Annotated in this window: 18 protein-coding genes; 16 read left to right on the top strand and 2 right to left on the bottom strand. The window is 42.0% G+C overall.

Annotated elements, in window-relative coordinates; translation table 11 throughout:
- Positions 1 to 14: 14 nt before the first annotated feature.
- The 10 genes from M3204_RS15305 (at position 15) to M3204_RS15260 (ending at position 12,674) form a co-directional block, all read left to right on the top strand.
- Positions 15 to 1,787, top strand: coding sequence for a glycoside hydrolase family 66 protein (locus tag M3204_RS15305; RefSeq protein WP_251483284.1), 1,773 nt, complete (start codon positions 15 to 17; stop codon positions 1,785 to 1,787).
- Between the two features lie 23 nt (positions 1,788 to 1,810).
- Positions 1,811 to 3,586, top strand: a complete 1,776-nt coding sequence (locus tag M3204_RS15300) for a sensor histidine kinase (protein ID WP_251483282.1) — start codon at positions 1,811 to 1,813, stop codon at positions 3,584 to 3,586.
- Positions 3,587 to 3,593: 7 nt separating this feature from the next.
- Positions 3,594 to 5,123: a response regulator transcription factor gene (locus tag M3204_RS15295; RefSeq protein ID WP_251483275.1), complete on the top strand. Its 1,530-nt coding sequence runs from the start codon at positions 3,594 to 3,596 to the stop codon at positions 5,121 to 5,123.
- Position 5,124: 1 nt separating this feature from the next.
- A complete protein-coding gene (locus M3204_RS15290) occupies positions 5,125 to 6,390 on the top strand; it encodes an extracellular solute-binding protein (protein ID WP_251483273.1) in 1,266 nt (421 codons plus the stop codon).
- Positions 6,391 to 6,399: 9 nt separating this feature from the next.
- Entirely contained in the window at positions 6,400 to 8,076 is a 1,677-nt protein-coding gene (locus tag M3204_RS15285; RefSeq protein ID WP_251483271.1) for a glycoside hydrolase family 13 protein, read from the top strand.
- Positions 8,077 to 8,463: 387 nt separating this feature from the next.
- On the top strand, positions 8,464 to 9,525 hold the full coding sequence (locus M3204_RS15280; protein WP_251483270.1) for a Gfo/Idh/MocA family protein: 1,062 nt from the start codon (positions 8,464 to 8,466) through the stop codon (positions 9,523 to 9,525).
- Between the two features lie 20 nt (positions 9,526 to 9,545).
- Positions 9,546 to 10,652, top strand: a complete 1,107-nt coding sequence (locus M3204_RS15275) for a Gfo/Idh/MocA family protein (RefSeq protein ID WP_251483268.1) — start codon at positions 9,546 to 9,548, stop codon at positions 10,650 to 10,652.
- An 18-nt stretch (positions 10,653 to 10,670) separates the two neighbouring features.
- Positions 10,671 to 11,357: a ThuA domain-containing protein gene (locus tag M3204_RS15270; protein WP_251483266.1), complete on the top strand. Its 687-nt coding sequence runs from the start codon at positions 10,671 to 10,673 to the stop codon at positions 11,355 to 11,357.
- Positions 11,358 to 11,639: 282 nt separating this feature from the next.
- Positions 11,640 to 11,879, top strand: coding sequence for a hypothetical protein (locus tag M3204_RS15265; protein WP_251483263.1), 240 nt, complete (start codon positions 11,640 to 11,642; stop codon positions 11,877 to 11,879).
- Between the two features lie 258 nt (positions 11,880 to 12,137).
- Complete coding sequence (locus tag M3204_RS15260; protein WP_251483261.1) at positions 12,138 to 12,674, top strand: helicase; 537 nt, start codon at positions 12,138 to 12,140, stop codon at positions 12,672 to 12,674.
- Between the two features lie 55 nt (positions 12,675 to 12,729).
- Here M3204_RS15260 and M3204_RS15255 read toward each other — a convergent pair whose 3' ends face one another.
- Positions 12,730 to 13,056, bottom strand: coding sequence for a hypothetical protein (locus M3204_RS15255; protein WP_251483258.1), 327 nt, complete (start codon positions 13,054 to 13,056; stop codon positions 12,730 to 12,732).
- A gap of 158 nt (positions 13,057 to 13,214) precedes the next feature.
- On the opposite strand from M3204_RS15255, the gene M3204_RS15250 reads away from it, so the two are divergent.
- The 3 genes from M3204_RS15250 to M3204_RS15240 all read left to right on the top strand — a co-directional run bounded on the left by M3204_RS15250 (position 13,215) and on the right by M3204_RS15240 (position 16,094).
- Positions 13,215 to 13,823: an FMN-binding negative transcriptional regulator gene (locus M3204_RS15250; protein ID WP_251483256.1), complete on the top strand. Its 609-nt coding sequence runs from the start codon at positions 13,215 to 13,217 to the stop codon at positions 13,821 to 13,823.
- A 224-nt stretch (positions 13,824 to 14,047) separates the two neighbouring features.
- Complete coding sequence (locus tag M3204_RS15245; RefSeq protein ID WP_251483255.1) at positions 14,048 to 14,431, top strand: DUF1398 family protein; 384 nt, start codon at positions 14,048 to 14,050, stop codon at positions 14,429 to 14,431.
- A gap of 124 nt (positions 14,432 to 14,555) precedes the next feature.
- On the top strand, positions 14,556 to 16,094 hold the full coding sequence (locus M3204_RS15240; protein WP_251483254.1) for a DUF4145 domain-containing protein: 1,539 nt from the start codon (positions 14,556 to 14,558) through the stop codon (positions 16,092 to 16,094).
- A gap of 46 nt (positions 16,095 to 16,140) precedes the next feature.
- Here the strand turns inward: M3204_RS15240 and M3204_RS15235 are convergent, their stop codons facing one another.
- Positions 16,141 to 16,830 (bottom strand): diphthine--ammonia ligase, encoded by a 690-nt coding sequence (locus M3204_RS15235; protein ID WP_251483253.1) that lies wholly within the window; start codon positions 16,828 to 16,830, stop codon positions 16,141 to 16,143.
- Between the two features lie 371 nt (positions 16,831 to 17,201).
- Between M3204_RS15235 and M3204_RS15230 the strand changes: the two genes are divergently transcribed.
- The 3 genes from M3204_RS15230 (at position 17,202) to preA (ending at position 20,855) form a co-directional block, all read left to right on the top strand.
- Positions 17,202 to 18,092: a nitrilase-related carbon-nitrogen hydrolase gene (locus tag M3204_RS15230; protein ID WP_251483252.1), complete on the top strand. Its 891-nt coding sequence runs from the start codon at positions 17,202 to 17,204 to the stop codon at positions 18,090 to 18,092.
- An 81-nt stretch (positions 18,093 to 18,173) separates the two neighbouring features.
- Positions 18,174 to 19,547, top strand: coding sequence for an NAD(P)-dependent oxidoreductase (locus M3204_RS15225; RefSeq protein ID WP_251483251.1), 1,374 nt, complete (start codon positions 18,174 to 18,176; stop codon positions 19,545 to 19,547).
- Between the two features lie 21 nt (positions 19,548 to 19,568).
- Positions 19,569 to 20,855 carry an NAD-dependent dihydropyrimidine dehydrogenase subunit PreA gene (gene preA / locus M3204_RS15220; protein WP_251483250.1) on the top strand — a complete coding sequence of 429 codons (1,287 nt, stop codon included), beginning with the start codon at positions 19,569 to 19,571 and terminating at the stop codon, positions 20,853 to 20,855.
- Positions 20,856 to 21,222 lie beyond the last annotated feature (367 nt).

Here is a 21,222-nt window from a genome sequence, read left to right as displayed (position 1 = left end):
GGCAGGTGGAAGGTATGAAAAAGTCTCGTTTACTAACAGTTGCAGCAATCTGCTTACTGGGAGTTTCGATCTTTACGGGATGTACAAAGGAAAGCATGGTCCTCTCGGAAAAGATCGAAGATGGAAAATGGCTTGTTGATTTGAATACGGATAAAGCTCTGTACAATCCGGGTGATAAAGTAGCGTTTACCTTGGAATTAAAGGAAAACAAAGAGAACGCAAAGCTTGGAGTAGTATACAAGCACCTTAATCAAACCATCGAAGAGGAAGAAATTAAAATTAAAGAGAATGAGATTTCCTGGGAGTGGACACCGCCCAAAGACGACTTTAAAGGTTACATGGTGGAGGTTTTCTTGCAGGATGGTGAAAAACCTCTTGACCATGCTAATATAGCAGTAGATGTATCGTCGGAATGGACAAAATTTCCACGCTATGGCTATCTGGCAGATTTCTATGAAATAGATCAAGCTGAACAAGAAAAAGTAGTCGATAGATTAAATAGGTTCCACATCAATGGAATTCAATTTTACGACTGGCAGTACAAGCATGAAAAGCCTTTGAAAACCGAAAATGGGCAGCTTTCAGAAAGTTGGCCGGATATAGCGAACCGCGAAGTATACAGGAATACAATTGAAGGGTATATTGACCTGGCGCATGAAAAAAACATGAAGGTGATGAATTACAACCTATTGTTCGGAGCCTATGAAAATGCCGAAAAAGAGGGTGTAAAGAAGGAATGGGGCCTTTTCAAAGACCCTTTCCACGAAGAACAGGACATGCATCCACTGCCGGACAACTGGGCTAGTGATATTTATTTATATGATCCATCTAATCCTGGCTGGCAGGAGTTTTTGCTGGAGAAAGAAATGGAAGTGTTTGAAAAACTGGAATTTGATGGATGGCATGTTGACCAGCTGGGGGATAGAGGAACCCTATGGAACTATGATGGTGAAAAGGCTGACCTTGTCTCCTCCTATATCACATTTTTAGAGAAGGCGAAATCAGAGCTTGATGTACCGCTTGTTATGAATGCAGTTTCCCAATTTGGCCAAATCCAAATAGCTGCGAAGGCTCCAGTAGAATTCCTATATTCAGAGCTTTGGGACTCGCATTCCACATATCAGCACTTAAAGGATGTCATTGACCAGAACAGCAGCCTGAGCAAAGGGAAATTAAATACAGTCCTGGCTGCTTATATGAATTACGATCTCTCAAATTCTAAAGGGGAATTCAATCCACCAGGTGTACTGATGACAAACGCTGTTATTTTTGCTTCCGGGGGCTCCCACCTCGAATTGGGGGAGAACATGCTTTCCAAAGAGTACTTTCCTCATAAAAACCTGAAAATACCAGAAAATCTAGATAGGGCCTTGGTTCGTTACTATGACTTCCTGACAGCCTATCAAAATATTCTCCGGGATCAAGTGAAAGATTCAGATATAGAGATTGGCGGGCAAAACATTTCTCCGGAACCAAAGCAAGGAAGTATCTGGGGCTTTGCAAAGGAAAAAGAGGGGAAAACGGTCGTCCATTTCATCAACTTCACTGATGCGGTTTCGATGGCATGGCGGGATACCGATGGAACACAACATGAACCAGGGGAACAGGAAAATATAGAGGTGGAGATCTACTCCGACAGGGAAGTGGAACATGCCTGGCTGGCATCACCTGATTATTATAATGGTTCAGCAATAGATTTGGATTTCAAACAAAAGAATGGCAAGGTTACAGTCACGCTCCCTTCTTTAAAGTACTGGGATATGGTGGTTCTTGAATACAAAAAATAATGGTGTTAAAGAGGGATCAAGTAATGGGAAAGAAATTTTTCATAAGGCACTTTGCAACCAGGGTAGTTCTGACAATGCTTGTCGTAATCTTGATCCCGACCATTTTTATCAGCGTTTTCTTTTATATTTCTTCTTCTGAGGTAATCAAGAAAAATGTGCGTGAATCTTCTATCCAAATAACAAAACAAGCTGCTGATTCCATTTCCCATATTTTTTCAACCGGCAAAGACCTGTCCGATATCATGTATGGAAATGAACAGCTTCAGCAGGCTGTTAAAAAAGATCTTGACCCTGATTTGAACAATCTTGACCGGAATAGGAACAATGAATATATCACGCAAATGCTGAACTTGAATACTTTGTCCAGTTCTTTTGTGAAACGGATTTATATCATAAAGGAAGATGGGATGAGCTGGGGAAGCGGTACTTTTTCAATGTATAAGCTTTCGAAATATGATTTGGATCATTTATCGTGGAAAGGTGAATCTTTGAAAAAAGATGGAGCCATTATCTGGAATGGACTGGAATATGACCGTTTTAGCGGTGCCGGTGAAAATATCCAGCTTATTCTTCCAACCACCAGGGTGATGAAGGATTTCAATAATCTTCAAAACATCGCTTTCATTCAAGTGTATTTGGATGGTGAAAGTATCCTTAATAAAATATCCCAAATCCAATTAGGGAAAACGGGCCACTTTTTTATCATCGATGAAAAAGGAAATGTGATGGTCGACGATGATATTGAAAAAATCAACAAACCAGTTCAAAATCGTTCGTTATTCCAAAAGCTTGTCCAAGATGAGACGATGGAGTTTGAGTATGAATTGGAAGGCAAAAAATATTATGGCGTTAAGCAGGATCTTAATAATGGCTGGAAAATTGTCGGAGTCGTCCCGATCAATGAAATTACTGGAGAATTGAACAAGTTCAAAAACATAACCCTTTTTTATTCTATTTTCTTTACTATGATTGCGATCATCATTGGATGGGCATTGGCCAAACGTGTTACACAGCCTGTCAATACGCTGACAGAACAGATGAAACTCGCTGGAGAAGGGAACTTTAACGTACGGGCCAATGTTCAGTCATCTGACGAAATCGGGATTATGAGCTTGCAATTCAATAGGATGATCAACCAGATTGACCATCTCATGGACCAGGTGACAACAGAACAAAAGGAAAAAAAAGAGGCTGAACTTAGGGCGGTCCGGCACAGGATCAATCCTCACTTTTTATTCAATACCTTAAGCACCATTCGCTGGCTGACTAAATTCAACCAGCTGGAAAAAGCGAATACTGCTTTTACAGCATTGATTCGATTGCTTGAAGCGAATATGGGTAAAAAGGGCACATTTGTCACGTTGGATGAAGAACTGGATATCATTCAGAAATTCATTGATATTATGGAGATCAGATATGATCAGGAGTTCCGTCTTAAACTGAATGTACATGACGATGTCCGTAAATTTCCAATCCCGCAGATGCTTCTGCAGCCGATTGTTGAGAACGCCATTTTTCATGGAATTGTGCCAACGGGAAAAGAAGGGGTAATCTGGATATCCGGAATTTCAATTGATGATGGTGTTGAAATCAGGATCAGGAATAATGGCATTCCGATCAAGGAAGAACAATTGAAGCAGATTAAATCCCAGGAGAATAATTCTTATATTGGTATCGGATTAAAGCATGTTTTCGATTCTGTACGGCTTTATTTTTCAAATGATTCAATAGTAAATATCAATATTTTTGGTGAAGGTACAGAAATAACGTTAATCCTTAAACAAAAACTTAGGGGCTGATGCCACCATGTATAATGTTTTTATTGTAGATGACGAACCAGTTATACGCTTTGGTTTAAAAGCTTCCGTTGACTGGGATGCAGAGGGACTAAAGCTCGTTGGTGACTACCCAAATGGGGAAGAAGCACTGTCGGCAATGGAAGAGTATCACCCTGATATCTTGATCACAGATATAAAAATGCCAGTAATGGACGGCATTACTTTAATGAAGAAGGCCAAATCCAAATTTCCGAATTTAAAAGTCATTTTGGTCAGCAGCTATAATGATTTTGACTTTGTCAGGGAAGGCTTAAAGCTTGGAGCCATAGACTACGTCCTTAAGCCAACTCTCGAACCGAAGGATTTTGTCCAGTTGATCCGAAAAACGGTTGAAAAAATCCAGCAGGAAGAAAGTATAGAAGAACAACTAGGTGAAATTACCGAAACCCGGCTTGCTGAAGAGAGACGGCAGATGGAAAACAGCATTAAGAGGGCCATTCTTTCCGGGCAGCAGTTAGAATCGGGAGATTTCCCTGACTGGCTGAAGGGGAAATCTTTAATCGTTTATATGGAATTGAATCACCTTTCACAAATTGAAGAAGAGTTCGGCGGGTTATTCAAATCTTTTATACTGGATGAAATCCAGACACAGTTTTATAAAAATCAATCGAATCGAGTCTGTTTCCCAATTGGTGACTCGCAAATGCTGTTCCTGCTGGGTGATGAACGGCATGGACTGCAAATTGTTGAGGAACTGAAAATGGAAATAGAACAGGAGACTAAGATTGATTGTTCTTTCAGTTACATGCCAGGAACGAATCTCGATTCCATAAAGGAATCCTATCTGCTTCTTGAAGAGGCATGCGGAGAAAAGTTTTTTGATGAAAAGCGGCAGATTTTCCAGGTCGAACCATCAAAAACTACGATTAAAAGCAATACAATGCCTTCTCTAAACATGGAAGACAGTGATGATTTAACTGAGCTGTTCGAAGAAAGAACTGGCTTATGGGATAGCGGTCTGTACAGTGAAGAAGCAATCAAAAATGATGCCTGTCATATGTTAACGAACTTCTATATGAATCAGGTTAGTATCAACATTCTGGTAGAAAGATGCAGAGGAATGGAGTCAGCGGAAACCTTGAGTGAGCTAATCAGCCAATTCAGGCAGGATATCATTGATTTTGATGATCTCATTCTTGAGAACAAAAAGAAGGTTTCTACTGACAATGAACTGGTAGACAAAGCCCTGGATTATATTCATAAGCATTATACTGAAGAATTAACCCTTCAGAGAGTGGCTGACCATATTCATATAAGCCGTAACTATTTCAGCATAATTTTTAAACGATTCAAAGTTAAAAACTTCATTGATTATGTAATTGAGCTTCGTGTTAATAAAGCAAGAGAGCTATTAAAAGAGACATCGCTGAAAGTATACGAGGTGGCTGAAAAGTCAGGCTTCCGTGATGTCAAATACTTCAGCAAGGTTTTTAAGAAATTAACGGGACTTTCACCGGTCGATTACAGGACTGAAAGCTTGAACAAAAGGATGGATTAAAGTGAAACAGTTCTTACAGGGTACCGTATTATTAATAGTTGGATTGTTTCTTGCTGGCTGCGATGATTCCTCGATCATAGACAAGGAAGAGCCGGTTAAGAAGAATGTGCAAACTCAGGTACAGGAACTCATTGTATGGCATACGTACAGCGAGGAGGAGACCAAGGTATTTGAGAATGATTTAATCCCTATATTTGAGGATCAAAATCCAGGTATTGATGTGCGGACTGTAAGGCAATCGCACAATGACCAGTTAAAATCTGCTTTGATAGCAAGAGCATCCTCTGGCAAAGACCCTGATGTGGTGAGGATGGATATAGCATGGATTCCCAAGTTTATTGAATTGGGACTGGTCCTGCCTTTGAATGATTATGAAGGTTTTCATGAAGTAAAGGCTCAAATGCGGTATGAAGCACTGAAAGCAGTAAATGCTGGCGGAAAGTATTATGGCATGCCTCTGAATACGAATACAAAAGCAGCGATCTATAACAAGCATCTGCTCCAGCTCGCAGGCTTGTCCAAGCCTCCCGAAACGATGGAGGAACTATTGGACATTATCGAAAAGAATGATTATAAAATTGGGATGTCTGGCGTCACCCCATGGCAAAGCCTGCCATATTTTTATGGTTTTGGAGGGGAATTCTTCAGTCCGGATTTTAAAAAAACATCAGGATATTTTAACAGCAAAGAAAGTATTAAGGCTGCAATGAAAATGAAAGATTTATATATGGCCAAAAAAATGACCCCGGAGCTGTTAGTAGGATCTCCCCAAATCTGGGAGGGTGTCCTGAGTGGAGAATACTTTGTCATTGATGAAGGCCCATGGTTTTACAGTATCAAGTCAACTCAAGAGCGCGCCCGACTAGATAAGTTGTTAGTGACTGCTCCTTTTCCTGTCACGAACGGGAAAGGCTCGGTCATCGGGGGAGAAAACCTTGTCATCATGAAAGGAGCTAAAAATCCTGACATTGCGTGGAAATTCGTTAAATGGATGTCAGACAAACAAGCACAGCAGCTCATGAGCACCACAGGGCTTATCCCGGCCAATAAGGATGTCGACTTTGAGAAAGTCTATCAGGAATTTCCCTATTATAGAGCTTATTTAGAAGGAATTAATGATTCTTTCCTTCGGCCTCCTATCGGCGAATGGGATCAGGTCGAAAAAATTTATACAAAATACTTCGAGCTTTTTTTGTCTGGAAATATGGATGCCCAGGCTGCCCTGGACCTTGCTTCCAAAGAAATAGACCAGATTTTGAAGAAATGAGGGTTGAAAATGGAGAAGAAATGGTGGAAAGAAGCGGTTGTTTATCAAATATATCCACGAAGCTTCATGGACAGTAACGGAGACGGGATCGGAGATATACAAGGGATCATTTCAAAGTTGGATTACCTGAAAAATCTGGGTGTTGATGTCATCTGGCTATCACCAGTATATAAATCACCAAATGATGATAATGGATATGACATCAGTGATTACCAGGACATCATGGATGAATTTGGCACCCTTTCCGATTGGGACGAATTGATTGAGAAAATGCATAATCGTGGGATGAAATTGATGATGGACCTGGTAGTGAACCATACATCTGACGAGCACCAATGGTTTATCCAATCACGCAAGTCAAAGGATAATCCTTACCGTGACTATTATATCTGGCGTCCTGGACAAAATGGCCAGGAACCAAATAACTGGACTTCCTTTTTCAGCGGTTCTGCATGGGAATATGATGAAAACACAGATGAATATTTCCTTCATCTTTTCAGCAAGAAGCAGCCTGACTTGAACTGGGAGAACCCTAAAGTACGCAAGGAAGTCTATGACATGATGACCTGGTGGCTGGAAAAAGGTGTCGATGGATTCCGGATGGATGTCATCAACTTAATATCCAAGGTAGATGGACTGCCATCCGCACCAGGCGGCAAGCGTTATGACTGGGGCGGGGAATATTTTATGAACGGTCCCCGTGTCCATGAGTACCTGCAAGAGATGAACCGGGAAGTCCTGTCCAAATATGACATTATAACTGTCGGTGAAGGCCCTGGAGCTACAACTGAGGAAGCTGCAAAGTATGCAAATAATGAGAACACGGAATTAAACATGATTTTTACCTTCGAGCATATGGATCTGGACTCAGGCCCTGGAGGAAAATGGGATGTTAAGCCCTGGAAGCTGGCGGACCTGAAGGAAGTCATGTCGAAATGGCAGAAAGAATTGGAAGGCAAAGGCTGGAACAGCCTCTATCTAAACAACCATGACCAGCCGCGAATGGTGTCACGCTTTGGAGATGACCAAAATTTCAGGGAAGTGTCAGCCAAAATGCTAGGTACCTTCCTTCATACAATGCAGGGAACACCTTATATTTACCAGGGTGAAGAAATCGGGATGACCAATGTCCAGTTTGAATCGATAGATGACTACAATGATCTTGAAATCAAAAATATGTACCGTGAAAAAGTGATAGAGGGCGGAGAAGATGCTGACCAGGTCATGCAGGCAATCTATCAAAAGGCAAGGGATAATGCCAGGACGCCAATGCAGTGGGATGGCAGTGAGCATGCCGGATTTACTACAGGTACTCCATGGCTCAAGGTCAATCCAAACTTTATAGATATCAATACTGAAAAAGCACTGGAAGACCCAAATTCCATCTTTTATTACTATCAAAAATTAATCAAGCTTCGAAAAGAGCACGAAATCATTGTCTATGGAACTTACGATTTGATTGTACCTGATCATGAACAAATTTATGCTTATACCCGGAAATTAGGGGAGGAACAATTGCTGGTCATTTTAAACTTCTCTTCTGAAGATGCGCCATTTACTTTGCCAGAGCAGATTGCTTTCAAAGAGGATCAGCTGCTGATCAGCAATTATGAATTAGATGATGAACAGAGGATTGATTCCATTACATTGCGCCCTTATGAAGCCAGGGTATATCTGTTAAAATGATCTTTGCTTTTTTAGATTAGCATGAAAAATGGGACGACAAAAAATTGGGAGGAACGGCGAATATATTCGCCGTTCTTTTATTATGTTGGCTATATTAAAGATCAAATTAGATTTAAAGCACCTGTTGATTGGAGCGGAGGGTACTCGACTCCTGCGGGCTCACCTGACGCCCCGCGGAAAGCGAGTGCCTGGAGCGGAAATCAACAGTCTAATTTCATAATGATAAAAGACTATAGGTGTTCTTTGTTAAGGCTCATCCAATGGAAAGCTATGGAAAGTGTGTTATTTTCAAAAGTTGGTGCATTATGTTAAGCGTTTTCATTTTTAGGAACTAAACGCCTATTAGATGGAGTAATCTTTAATTGTAGCTAATATGGAGGGGTCGAAATGAAGGTAAATGAGGTAACAAGATTTGGTCTTATCGGATTGGGCGGTATGGCAAATTATCATTTTTTGCTGTTGTCACAGCTTGAAAATGTCAAGATCACCGCACTATGTGATGTGAATGAAGAATTGGTGAAATCGAAGTGTGAGCAATACATTATCCCGTCGGAAAAGGGATACACGACCTTTAAGAACCTGATTATGGATCCGGATGTTGATGCCGTAATCTCAATTGTGCCTAACAAGTATCATGCAGAGATATTGAAAGAATGCATATTTTACGGAAAGCCGGTCCTGACGGAAAAACCATTCACTGTTGACTTCAAGGAAGCTGATGAGCTGGAAAAGCTTTATAAGGAAAACCCAATACCTTGTATGGTTGGCTTTTCGTACAGATACGTTCCTTCTTTCAGATATGCAAAAAAGCTGTTGGAGGGCGGAAAATTGGGGGCGGTCCGCCATGTATCTGTTCAATACTTGCAGGAATGGGGATCTGCCATTTTTCAGGTTCCCCATAGCTGGCGTTTCAGCAAAGAAATGTCCGGATCAGGAGCGCTAGGGGATTTAGGTTCGCACATGGTCGACAGCGCGAGGTTCCTGGTTGGTGAACTGGAATCGGTAAGCGCCATCATGCAAACGATCATTCCAGAACGAAGCAACGCATCCGGGAACGGTACAAAGGCAGTGGATGTTGATGATTTAACAAGCTTTCTGGCAGTTTTTCAAAACGGTGCAATCGGGAGCTTCTTGACATCCCGAAATGCAATCGGCTTTGGGAACCATCTTGAACTGACCATTTGTGGTGATCTTGGAACCATCAATGTTTGTTCTGAAAGACCGGATGAAATAGACATTTGCCTCAAAGATGCCCAGCATACTGATGCCAAATTTACAAAAAACACGATCCCAGAGGAATTTAAATTAAATCAAATTCAAAGTTTCTTAGATTATCTCCAAGGCAATAATCAGGAATACATCGCTTCCTTTTACGATGGTTATGAAAATCAGAAGGTGCTTGAAGCGGTTATTGAATCCTCAAAGTCAGGGAAGATGCAACAAATATAACATTTAAGGAGCAGAGTAAAATGGGGAATAAGGTAAATATCGGAGTCATAGGTGCAAGCTGGTTTGCTGATCTTTGGTATTTGCCAGTACTTAACGAGCATCCTGACGCTGTCATAAAGGCAATTTGCAGCAAAAACGGCGAGAGTGCCAGAAGAATGGCTGAAAAATATTCTATTAAAGAGTCTTATTCCTCTTATAAGAAAATGATCGATGATGCGGAACTTGATGGAGTATGTATCATAACTCCAAATGACTCACACAAAGATATTTCTTTATATGCCATCGAAAAAGGTTTACATGTTATGTGCGAAAAACCGATGTCACTCAATGGCGAAGAAGCAAAAGTAATGGTTGCAGCTGCCCGTGATAAGGGCATAACGGCTGGAGTAAATTTCACTTACCGCGAAAATCCAGGTGTACAAAAAACAAGGGAATTCTTGCGTGAAGTGAAATTAGGAACAGTCCTGGAGGGCAGCTTTGAATATTCGGGTGATTATGGTTTGAATGGCCCGCCAGGATGGAGGGGGCAAAGAGATACTGGAGGCATAGGAGGCATACTTCAGGACCTTGGATCCCATCTTATCGATCTTGCACAGGAAGTTGTTGATGATCAGCTTGTGGAAGTCATGGCGATGGCGAATTTCCTTAAGCGGGATTCAACGCCTGAGTTGACTGAATTTGCGGAAGGGAATCAAGCTGCTGATTCTGTCGTTTTTATAGGGAAGTTTTCCTCTGGCTTTCATTCTGTATTCCGTACAAGCTGGATCGCAATTCAGGGAAACAAGGGACAAACAATCGAAATCAAGCTGCATGGGAGCAAAGGCAGCATCCACTTAATTGCTGCCGAGCTTGGAATATCTCTTTTCTTTGCTGAAAAAGGCAAAGGCTGGGAGGAGATTCAGTTAGGAAAGGGAACTGATTCATTCCAATTATCATCAAAGGCTGAAGAACGGAAATTCCGTCCATGGCGGATTTCCACAAGAAATGAAGTGTGGAAATGGCTTGATCACATAACAGGAAAAAGTGAATCGCGGATTGCCAGCTTTGAGGAAGGATATCAAGTACAACAAGTAATAGATGCCATCATGGATTCGGCTGCAAAGGGCAGAAGGATTGTCATTAAATAATTTTGGGAGGGGTTAAGGATGAAGGTCACCGTTTGGAATGAGTTTCGACATGAGCAGCACAACGAAAAAGTAAAGGAAATTTATCCTGATGGGATTCATGGAACCATTCAGCAATTTCTTCAAGATGCAGGAATTGAAGTAAAGACAGCAACACTTGATGAACCTGAGCATGGATTAACAGAAGAAGTTTTGGAAAATACCGATGTCCTCGTTTGGTGGGGACACCTTGCACATGATGAGGTTTCTGACGAGGTTGTCCATAAGGTAAAGAAACGAGTACATGATGGTATGGGCCTGGTCGCTTTGCATTCAGCCCACTATTCAAAAATCTTCCGGGAGCTTATGGGCACCGATTGTGGTCTTAAATGGAGGGAGGCAGATGACAAGGAACTCCTTTGGGTAGTTGAACCAAACCATCCTATTGCCGAAGGAATCAGTGAAGTGATTGAGCTTGAAAACGAAGAAATGTATGGAGAACGCTTTGAAATCCCACAACCGGAGGAACTGATTTTTATCAGCTGGTTCTCTGGAGGAGAAGTTTTCAGGAGTGGATGTACCTACAAACGAGGAAAGGGTCGGATTTTCTACTTCCGCCCAGGACACGAAACCTTCCCAACTTATCACCATAAAGAAATACAAAAGGTCATCATCAATGGTGTCAAATGGGCAGCAACCTCTGAAGCAAAAGCTCAAGAGCTTGTGTAAGATTCTTAGTGCTAATATCAACTTTATTTAAAATTAAGTCTGATGCAATAAAAATTTGCTTATTAAAAAAATATCAAAAAGAGGATAAAGTGCCCTGAGCTGAGCTCCATGTGTTTGAGGAGAGTGCGCATATGCCATATGTGGAAGAACCTCAGGAGTATCTGCAGGTGATTGGGGAGTTCCTTGAAAAAGTCGATCGCCAGGTGTGACATTTGCTATACAGCTTTCTGAAACCTTTATGCTATGGTAATAGTGTTAATTAAGTCATAAAGGAGTTTTTTCATGAGCTGTGGATGTTCTAGATTAGAAGATGGCAAAGCAATTGTTGACCATGTGAAGAGCAAAGGTAAAGAAAAGATAAAGCCGCGTGTTGCACATCAGATCGCGTGTGAATGCGGTGAGATGTTCGCGATGGAAACCGTGATTACAAACTGCCCGAGCTGCGGGATGACTTACGGCGTCACACCTTGCAGTTCCGGGGATATCAATAAGGTTAAAGCCGCCGGAATTCAATATGCATGATGGGAAAATCTCTCGAGATGTCGAGGGATTTTTTTATTGGGAAAGTACTGGATTTGAAAAATAAAATTATTAAAGGTAGTTCGCAATATCAAGATTAAAGGAAATGGAACATTTATATAGAAATACAATTGTAGATTGTGAAATATGTTCTAAAACCAAGCCGGTTAATTAAAGACATAGGAGTTCATAAACACTTTATTAAAATAATAGGTAATAATATTTTCATTCTATGGAAAAAGATGAAGGGAGTGAGTATCAATGAATTTCGAAAGCAAAAAAACAGGGCTTGGTTCATTTAGACATAGAACTGTAGAGATTTGTGGATTGACGAAAACGCAGTTAATTGAGAAATTGCAGCAATCCTTTATCATGATGAATGAATATGGTGAGAAGTTGTTGGATGATGATAGATTTATGACTTCTGAGATTAAATATAGCCTTCAGACGGTCGAACTTTCCGTTGGTGACCTGGGCTTTCCTGAAGGAGCTACTATGACACGAATCTTTGCAAAAGCGAAGGAACTTGGTTTGGAATTGTGTCCGCTAGAACTGGGGCCATATCTTAGACTTGAGTATCTGGATCAGCCTGAAGGGTATTCGGGGGATTCTTTCAATCAAAACCAGGCTCCGTCAGGCTCCATCACAGTAGCATCGGAGGTCCTGACTGAAGATGATGATTTTCCAAAAGGATTTTACCTTAGGAAAATCAACGGCGTGTTGTGGCTGCGAGGATATCGTTGTGATCATCTGCACGTTTGGAATTCTGATGATCATTTTATCTTTTGTCAGAAATAGAAAAAGACAAAGATAACTTACCTTTGCCAAAAAAAGTTCACTATAGATCTACCATTCAGTATTTTTTATATCTAATATAGTCAAAGTTTGATGTAGGTACTTGTTTTAATATGTTGCCGTCTTTATCCTTGTAGACTTCATACTCTCTGTAGGTTTCAACGATATAACCATCCACTTCTTCGTCTTGGTCTTCTTCATGAATATATTCTAATTCAGGCACGATGAACTCCAAAACATCCTCACTTGTTTCCGGATTATTTTGAACACTGGCATCTGTTTCTATAGATTCGATGTTAGCGGTTTTCTGAGAAGCTGGAGTATTGGTGAAAACCAAATAAATACAGAGGAACATAAGACCTGAAAATACGATTATTTGTTTCAAATGATATTTACTCCCTTGATTGAAGTTACTTTTACACAATATGCCTGTCCATTAATGAATATAACTATGTAATTTCAATAAACTGAAGGAAAGGAATTCCCTGGAATATGTTGAATTTTTTAATGAGAGGAAATATTTAATTCAAGGTGGAATGGTTTATGTATATACCTAAACATTTTAAAATCGAGGATCAAGACACAATTTATGATTTTATTGAAAAGTATAGCTTTGCGACTTTATATTCTCAGTACAATGGTGAACCTTGCGCTACTCATTTGCCATTGCTGTTAAAAAAAGATGAAAATGCCTTATATGGTCATTTTGCACGGCCGAATGGACAGTGGAAGGATATAGAGAATCAAGCAACTCTAGTGGTTTTCCAGGGTCCCCACTGTTATATTTCACCTTCCTGGTATGAAACAAACAAGGCTGTACCTACCTGGAATTATGTGGCGGTCCATGTATACGGAAAAGTAAAAATCATTGAAGATGAAAAAGTTATATTAGATTCTTTAAATGATTTGGTCAATAAATATGAAAAGCCTGATAGCACCTACAATTTAAACGATGTAGACCCTGGTGTTATCAAAGGAATGACTAAAGGAATTGTCCCGTTTAAAATAAAAATCACAAAAGTTGAAGCAAAAGCGAAATTAAGCCAAAACCACCCGGCCCAACGACAAGAAATGATCATCAACAATTTAGAAAACACACTGCTACATGATAATCTACAAGTAGCCTCTCTTATGAAGAAAAATTTACAATAAATAGATGACTTATGAAATGTTAAAAGATAAGGATACAGAACGGATTAAGACCTTTTGTCTTGAAAATGTGGAATCGTTTATAAAAGCTATAATAGAATGTCCTTTTTTAACTACCTGGACGGGTTAGTTGAATGATTGGATTAAGATAAGAATAAGAAGTACCTCCAAGGTTAGAATTATGATAAAGAGATCTATAAGAATTACTTCTAAAGGGAGGTATATATATGAATGACAATATAACAGAAAGTGAGTTTCAAGAAATTATCCGCAGAAGAAGTAACAACGAGTTAAGTTTTTCTGAATTCTTACAAGAATTGTCCCGAAGAGGCATTAATGAATACGAAATAGAAGTTGCTACGGGTCAAGCGACGTATGGAGGAGTCCATTCGGAGTTTAAAACAGATTCCCAAGTAAGTCTGATTATTTCAGATCAATTTAATGGAAATAAGGTCCTTGAGGCAATCGCTAATATTTCTCTCCCATTTGTTAATTTCTTGAAAGAAATTGCTGAGGCTGGAATTGTAACCTACCGTGTGTCTATACCTGAGAAAAGGGTTAAATACATTGGTATAGGAGAAGAAGAAATTGAAGAACAGCTTAAAGTTTAAATAACTTCAAATGGCAGACACATGGAGAACCAGTGTCTGCCATTTTCCGGTTAAAGGGAAAATCCATCTATTTATATGGTAAAATGGATGGATTATTAGATAGATTACAATCGGGGGATTCAGTATGAATACAAATACATATTTTTATCAATTTTTAGAGCCGATTTCCAAGGAGCTTGCGCTTGTTGCGAAGGAATTGGAGAATAGTGTTTTTACCAGCCCGAGAACGATGCTGACTCATTCAAGGGTTTTTATTGAAAATATCCTGCAGCAGGTCATTAAGGCGGAAGAGATAAAAGAGGATCCGCGGACTGGTTTGAAGGAAAGGCTGGATTTGCTGAATGATCAGGGATACCTGATTCCGGAGATCCGCGATGCGCTGCATTTGGTGCGGAGATTGGGGAACCAGGCGGCGCATGATGCACGGATGTTCCGTTATTCTGAGGCGCTTTTATCATGGGAAGCGTTGTACAGCATTGTGAAATGGTATGTTGAGGTATACGGTCCTGTGGATGTCGTGGTGCCAGAGTACCAGGATCCATCGCCGCAGGTGGAGAAAGTGTTCGATATGACCGAGCTTGAGGTCAGGCTGAAGGGATTGGAGGAGCTGTTGAGAAATCCGATTCCAAATGCTGCTGAGATTCAGGCCAAGGAAGAAGTGGCGGTTGCAGTGGCTGCTCCTGTAATTGAAGCTCAGGAAACGCCTGGTTTTACACCGATCCGAACGATCAGTTATAAAGGAAGGTCGCTGGAGATTCCTTATTTCCTTCGTGATGCATTTCTATTGCCGCAGCGATTCGATAAGTCGGAAACCTTCCTGATTCGCCTTGGCGCCGAACAGGAGGCGCGGATCATGAGCGAGCTGCCAAGCAACCTTGAAGGCCTTCATAAAAATGTAAAACGTTACAGCGAAAAGAACGATGAGCAATTTTTCGAAGAGCTTGGGAACTTTATCGAAGAGGAAAAAGCTCGGAGAAATCTGACATTGAAACGTCAAGGTGAATTGTTCTTCTTTTACAAGGCAAATCACATCGTTGTGACGGAAGAGCTGTCCAAAGTTCCGCTTACTGCTGTGGAATTCACAGGGATTCCAAGTCTATTAAGACAGCTGAATGAAGACCAGATCGAAACGGTCGGCCAGCTTCCGAAAGAACTTGTTATTCTAGCAAAATATGAAAACGTCGGTGTTGGGACGGTTGAGAAGCTTTTTGAACAGCTGAAGGCGAAATTGAATGAAAAAGCGATTGCGAGTGCAGATGAGAGTTTTAGCGAAGACAAAAAGAGCTATAAGAAGTGGGAATCGCTGTTTGTAAACGTTACGCTTGGAAATACGCAGGCCGTGATCCGCGGGGAGAGTGTTCCTTCGATCTGGAAAGAAGCGTTGAAGTGGATCGAAGAGCGCCAACTGCCATTGCATGAGTTGGTCAAAGAGGGCGTGATCCTGGGTTCAACCGACAGCGGCAAACGGTATGCCATCGCCCTTGAACCGATCCATCCTGATCAAAGGCATTTCACGCAGATGCATACCTATGAATCTCAGATCACAGGGGAAATCTATTACCTTGAGACGAAAATCAATCCGAAATCTGGACTGGAGACACTGGGGAAACTCCTCAACAGACTGGGCGTTAAGGTGGATATACCGCTATTGAAGGGTGAATAAAGATTAAAGCAGCCAGGAATCAGCAGATTCCTGGCTTTTTGCTGACTTACCCTTTATCAACCAACTGGCATTGTTGGACATCCAGTGACCAAAGTCCAGAATTCAGAACAACGCCAGACTTAATCAAGTTCACTTTTTTATGAAAAATAGGGCCATCCAATACGAATGTGTGGTATTCACCCAATTCTCCCATTACACATAGATCAAGCTTTTGAATTTCATCGAATAAGCTGCTGTCTAGATATCTGCCAGCCCATGATGAATCAAAATGCTTTTCAGAAGCACGGCAAACGACCGCCGAAAAGCCAAGTGATATGAACTCATCAAGAAGTTTGAGTGATTCTTCAGGCGAAATCCAAACCGGAAATATAGGATGAAGTCCTGCTTTATTAGCGATTTCTTCATTCCATTTTCGGTCCTCCTGCGAATACAAACTGCCAAATGCAATTTCCGTTATGCCTAGTTCCTCTTTGAGCTTAGTTAATGCTCTGATCAATGATTCCTCATAATTGCCAGCGGAATCGACTAAAACTAAGGGAATCTGTAACGCTTCAGCTTGTGATTTTAGGATTTCCAATCTGATGCCATGTGCATGATTTCGTTCATCTTTTTCTGAGACCATCGATAGTAAACAGGCGACATTCTTGTTTTCTTTTAACATGCGATATAAAGCAAGGCAGGCATCCTTCCCACTGCTCCAGCACACAGCAACCTTCCGATTCTTCGTTTCGGCCAATGCTCTTCACAACCTTACTGATTAATAAAAGACTTCAAATATATTATAAGAGCAGATATCTGAGATTACCAAAACAATCATTGAACCATTTCAAAATGAAAAAATTGGAATACCAAGTTTAATAACTAGCATATCTTACAAAATGCTTAGTGATTGCTGTACATTTTTTAACATTGTGTATAGTGCAAACGAAAAGGCAAAAAAGTAAAATATACTTAAGTTTCTAATTATTCAGAAAACAAACGAAAGGAGAGTTTTAGAGTACATACTTGTTTTACACCAAGAAAAATGTCGCTTACTCAGGATTGTTGTAAGCGCTTACAAAATACGACATCTTCACTATCTTTTTTTTATAGAAGGAGGAACCTTAAATGTCGGACAAAGTAAAAATTGGTCTTATCCAGGCTTCTAATGATGTTGATGGGAATGAGCCGGTAGAAGTTCATAAGGAAAAGGCAATCGAGAAGCATATCAAGTTGGTCAGGGAAGCGAAGGATAAAGGTGCCCAGATCATTTGTCTGCAGGAGATTTTCTATGGGCCATATTTTTGCTCGGAGCAAAATTCAAAATGGTATGACGCCGCAGAAGAGATTCCAAACGGACCGACGACTAAGCTGTTTCAGGATCTGGCAAAGGAATTGGGCGTTGTCATTGTGCTTCCTATTTATGAGCGGGAAGGAATTGCTACCTATTATAATACTGCAGCGGTGATTGATGCAGATGGATCGTATCTAGGAAAATACCGAAAGCAGCACATCCCGCATGTCGGCGTTGGAGATCAGGGATGCGGATTCTGGGAGAAATATTACTTCAAGCCAGGCAATCTGGGATACCCGGTATTCGACACAGCCTTTGCCAAGGTTGGAGTCTATATTTGCTATGACCGCCATTTCCCTGAGGGTGCTAGATTACTAGGATTGAAGGGAGCCGAGGTTGTCCTGAATCCTTCAGCGACTGTCGCTGGCTTGTCCGAATATCTATGGAAGCTTGAGCAGCCTGCCCATGCCGTTGCGAATGGATACTATGTTGGCGCGATCAATCGTGTTGGCACGGAAGGCCCTTGGAATATGGGCGAGTTTTATGGCCAGTCGTATCTCGTTGACCCGCGCGGTAATTTTGTGGCGATGGGCAGCCGTGACCAGGATGAGGTCATCATTGGCGAAATGAATAAGAAATTGATCAGGGAAGTCCGTGATACATGGCAATTTTATCGTGATCGCAGGCCTGAAACGTATGAAGAAATGACGGCACTTTTACCATAGAAAATAACTTTTTCATAAAAGGGCTTTACATAAGGAGACGTAAAGCCCTGTTTACGATTTTATCAGAAGGGGGTTCGTTTGATGAGTAAAGGAAATCTCTCGAAAATTTCATATGACGATTTAAAAATGAATTTTCAGGAAGTGCATCCAGGACTGACGAATCAGGAGGCGTATGAGGAGTCTAATCGTTGTTTGTATTGTTACGATGCCCCGTGCATTCAGGCGTGTCCAACTGGAATTGATATCCCGACCTTCATTAAAAAAATTGCATCCGGAAACCTTAAGGGCTCTGCTAAGACGATTATGACAGCGAACCCGATTGGTGCAAGCTGTTCGCGCGTCTGCCCAACTGAGGAGCTTTGTGAAGGAGCGTGTGTGCTGAATCATTCCACAAAGCCGATCATGATTGGCAATCTGCAGCGGTATGCGACTGATTGGGCAATCAAGAATGATCAAGTGTTATTCCGGGCTGGCGAGAAGAATGGAAAAACGGTTGCGATTGTCGGTGGTGGGCCTGCTGGATTATCGGCTGCACGGGAGCTGGCATTGCTCGGCTATGATGTGACGATTTTCGAGGCTGAGGAAAAAGCGGGTGGACTTAACACGTACGGAATTGTTTCGTTCAGGCTGCCGCAGAGCGTTTCCTTCTGGGAAGTGAAGCAGGTGGAAAGTCTCGACGTGAAGATCCGGACGAATACTAGAGTCGGAATTGACGTTTCTGTTGATGAAATCATGGACCAGCATGACATCGTTGTTTTAGCTGTGGGGATGTCAAAGGTGCCGGACCTTGGCATTGCTGGGGAAGATTTGGATGGTGTGTATGACGCGATCGACTTCGTAAAGGCGACAAAAACGAAACCGATTGACAATCAATTTTTAGGCAAAAAAGTCGTAGTCATCGGCGCCGGAAATACCGCGATTGATGGTGCGACTTGCTCGGTGCGGCTTGGAGCTGAGAACGTGAAGATCTTGTATCGCCGTACGGTTGAAGAGATGACAGCTTACGATTTTGAATATGAATTCGCCAAGCAGGATGGCGTTGAATTCCGCTGGCTGACCGCTCCTGTGAGGATTATTGGTGATGAAAATGGAAAAGTAAAGGCGATTGAATGTGTAAAAATGGTACTCGGGGAGCCTGGTGACGATGGACGCCGTCGCCCAGTGCCGCTGGAAGGTTCGGAATTCGATTTAGAAGTTGATGCAGTGATCAAGGCGATTGGGCAATCGAGATACGTTGGACTGCTTGAGCAGTTTGGCTTGGATCACCAGGGTGGTGTCGTGAAGATTGACCCTGAGACGTATCAAACGTCGAATAAGAAAGTGTTTGCGTGTGGCGATGTGATTTTTGGAAAGGGACAGGGAGAAGCCATGGTCGTGTCAGCAGCCCAACAAGGAAAAGATACGGCTTATGCGATTCACCAGCTCGTGTCCAGTACAGTTCCGGAAATAGCCTAATAGACAAAGGGAGGTAAGAGTATGGCAGATTTACGTATCAATTTGGCAGGAATTAAGTCACCGAACCCGTTTTGGTTAGCTTCTGCTCCTCCAACCAACTCGGGCTACCAGGTGCAGCGCGCCTTTGAAGCTGGCTGGGGCGGTGCGGTTTGGAAGACGCTTGGCGATCCAATCCTGAATGTTTCCTCTCGCTTTGCGGCAGTTAGCTTTAACGGTCAAAAAGTCGCTGGCTTTAACAATATTGAATTGATCACTGATCGCCCGCTTGAAGTGAATTTAAAAGAGATCTATGAAACGAAGAAGAAGTTCCCGAATCACGTAATTATTGCCTCACTGATGGTCGAGCCTAAGCAGGAAAAGTGGCATGAGATTGTGAAGCGCGTTGAGGATGTTGGAGTTGACGGACTTGAGCTGAACTTCGGCTGTCCGCACGGGATGGCAGAGCGTGGCATGGGTGCTGCTTCAGGCCAGGTGCCTGAGCTCGTGCAGAAGCAGACATATTGGGTTAAAGAAGTGGCGCAGACTCCAGTTATCGTCAAGCTTACTCCGAATATCACGGATATTACCGTGACAGCGGAAGCAGCGGTTGCAGGCGGAGCCGATGCTATCAGTATGATCAATACGATTAACAGTCTGGCCGCAGTGGATATCAATACATGGGATACCGTGCCGCATGTAGGCGGAAAAGGCGCGCACGGAGGATATTGCGGACCGGCGGTAAAGCCGATTGCTCTTCATATGGTAGGCGAATGTGCTCGTAATCCTCGTATTAATGTGCCAATTTCCGGAATTGGCGGCATCTCGAACTGGCAGAATGCTGTTGAATTCATGCTGATGGGTGCAACTGGAGTGCAGGTGTGTACCGCTGCGATGCACCACGGCTTCCGGATTGTTGAGGACATGATTGAGGGCTTGAACAATTACCTTGATGAAAAAGGAATTGCTTCGGTGATGGATTTGGTCGGCAAGTCTGTTCATAAATACTCTGACTGGGGCGATCTTGATTTGAATTATAAGATTGTCGCCAGGATCAATAATGATACATGCATCAACTGCAATAAGTGCCACATTGCCTGTGAAGACACCTCGCATCAATGTATCGATATGCTGAAGGATGCGAGTGGAAACAGCTATCTGAAGGTGCGCGAAGAGGATTGCGTCGGCTGTAATCTTTGCTCGATTGTTTGCCCGGTTGATGGCGCGATCGATATGGTCGAGCTGAAGAGCGAGCTTCCGCCAATGACATGGAACGAGCGCCAGGCCGCGCTTGGAGTTCTTGCGTGTGGAGTTGATCCGGTTATTAAGTAGAGGGGTTTATGTGCCTGAAACTTGTTGCAATGAGAAAAACGGGGCACATAAAGAAGTCATATGTGCCCGGTTAGGTGAGGAAATGTAGAAACGGGGCACATAAAGAAGTCATATGTGCCCGGTTAGGTGAGGAAATGTAGGAACGGGGCACATAAAGAAGTCATATGTGCCCGGTTAGGTGAGGAAATGTAGAAACGGGGCACATAAAGAAGAGAAATGTGCCCGGTTAGGTGAGGAAATGGATTAAGCCCATATAATTGTGTAAAAAGAAAATGAGTCAAATTAATTCCTTTAGTCAACAATGTTATCAGCGACGAAAACAATGTGGAGGAATTAATTATGACTCAATTACAGTTTAACCTAAATC

It is taken from the genome of Mesobacillus subterraneus, assembly GCF_023715485.1.
GTDB lineage: Bacteria > Bacillota > Bacilli > Bacillales > Cytobacillaceae > Mesobacillus > Mesobacillus subterraneus_B.
Note: the sequence above shows the minus strand (reverse complement) of the source record. Positions and strands in the feature narration are given on the sequence as shown.